This window comes from Micromonospora sp. S4605, from assembly GCF_003176715.1.
Classification (GTDB): Bacteria; Actinomycetota; Actinomycetes; order Mycobacteriales; family Micromonosporaceae; genus Micromonospora; species Micromonospora echinaurantiaca.
Genome location: NZ_QGSW01000287.1, coordinates 1 through 1,994, shown reverse-complemented (window position 1 = coordinate 1,994; position 1,994 = coordinate 1). Strand labels below are relative to the sequence as shown.

The window sequence follows — 1,994 nt, the reverse complement described above, 5'->3', positions numbered from 1 at the left end:
CCCGGGTTCCGCAGTTCGTAGACACATGAGCTCGGTCCGTCTCGGGTTTGTGCTGGTTACGGGCCTGCGGTTGGCCGGGATCCGGTGTACGGGGTCGAAAGTGTGGTAACACGACTGGAAGGCTTTCCCTTGTCTGGTTAGGCATGTCGTGGTTTGCTCGTGGTCATGTATCTGCGGTTCACGTCGCGGACCAACGCCGACGGCAGGGTGGTGCGTTACGTGGCCCTGGCCCACAACCGGCGGGTGGACGGGCGGACCAAGCCCGACGTGTTGATGAACCTCGGCCGCGTGGACCGCCTCGACGTCGAGGGGCTGCGCCGGCTGGCCGCGTCGATCAACAAGCACTTCGGCGACGTCGACGTGCTCGGCGATGCCGCCGAGGCGGGGCTTGCCGCGGGCACGGCCCCCCTCGAAGTCATCGACGCCCGACCGATCGGGGCGACGTGGCTGCTGGACGGGCTGTGGCGGCGGCTGGACGTCGCCGCGGCGGTGCGCGCCGCAACGGACGGGCGCCGGTTCACCACGAACATGGAACGGGTGCTGTTCGCGCTGGTCGCCAACCGGGCGGTCGCGCCGATGAGCAAGCTGTCGGCCGCCGAGTGGGTCCGCGAGGACGCCCTGATCAGTGGCCTGCCGGCGATGGATGAGGACCACGCGTACCGGGCGATGGACCTGCTCATCGATGCCGACACCGCCGGCCGGGTGCAGGAAGCGGTGTTCTTCGCCGTGGCCAACCTGCTCAACCTTGAGGTGGACCTGCTGTTCTTCGACACCACCAGCACCTACTTCGAACGCGATGGCGAAGACGACGGCGACGACGCGTTCCGCCGGTTCGGGCACTCCAAGGACCACCGCGGTGACCTGCCGCAGATCGTCATCGGCCTGGCGGTGACGAAGGAAGGCATCCCGGTGCGGGTCTGGTGCTGGCCCGGCAACACCAACGACCAGCAGGTCCTCGCCGAGGTCAAAGATGACATGCGCGACTGGCGGCTCGGCCGCGTCATCACCGTGGTCGACCGTGGCTTCTCCTCCGCGGACAACCTGGCCTACCTGCGCCGAGCCGGCGGGCACTACATCGCCGGGATGCGCATGCGCGACGGCAACCCCCTCGTCGACCAGGTCCTGTCCCGCCAAGGCCGCTACCAGCAGGTCCGCGACAACCTGCGCGTCAAGGAAGTCACCGTGCAGGGGCAGGACGCCCGGTTCGTCATCTGCCACAACCCCGAGCAGGCCGAACGTGACAAGCAGCTGCGCGACGACGCCATCGCCCGCATCAACGCCGAGCTCGCCCGGATAGCCGAGCAACGCCGGCGGGACGCCACGCGCCCACCCGGTGACAAGACCCGCAAGCGCAACGAGGCCGCGCACCTACGCGCCGAGTGCGCCCTACGTGACCACCCGAGCCTGGGCCGCTGGCTGATCCAGCAGCCGAACGGACGCCTGAAGGTCAACAACGCCAAGGTCAAGACCGAGTCCCGCCTGGACGGCAAGTACCTCATCGCCACCTCGGACCCGCACATCAGCACCGAGGACGTCGCCCTGGGCTACAAGAACCTCCTGGAAGCCGAACGCGGCTTCCGCGACCTGAAGTCCGACCTGCTGCTCCGCCCGGTCTTCCACCGCCTCGAACACCGCATCCGCGCCCACGTGCTCATCTGCTGGCTCGCCCTGCTCCTGACCCGCGTCGCGGAACGCGCCACCGGCCTTCCCTGGCGAAACATCAACCGGCAACTCGGGCGAATCGCGCAGGTAACCCTCGCCGGTCCCGCCGGCACCGTCGTGCAGACCACCCCACTCAAGCCCGAACAGAAGGCCATCTACCAGGCACTTTCCATCCAGCCACCGCCCCGCGTCACCACATTCGACCCCACATAACCAAGATCAAAGAACATGCCAAGGGCGTGGACACACGACTCTCTCTAGACATGCATCAATCTTCGCTGCTCAACGCCCAGATTCCGATGATCGTTTGACCACAAACTGCGGAACCCGGG

1 protein-coding gene is annotated in these 1,994 nt (G+C 67.4%); it reads left to right on the top strand.

Features of this window, described 5'->3' with window-relative positions; genetic code table 11:
- Positions 1-165 precede the first annotated feature (165 nt).
- Positions 166-1,875 carry an IS1634 family transposase gene (locus DLJ47_RS25805; RefSeq protein WP_109903628.1) on the top strand — a complete coding sequence of 570 codons (1,710 nt, stop codon included), beginning with the start codon at positions 166-168 and terminating at the stop codon, positions 1,873-1,875.
- The last annotated feature ends 119 nt before the right edge of the window (positions 1,876-1,994 follow it).

Excerpts from the sequence above, each read along its gene's own strand:
- DLJ47_RS25805 (WP_109903628.1), top strand. The coding sequence starts at position 166 with ATGTATCTGCGGTTCACGTCGCGGACCAACGCCGACGGCAGGGTGGTG.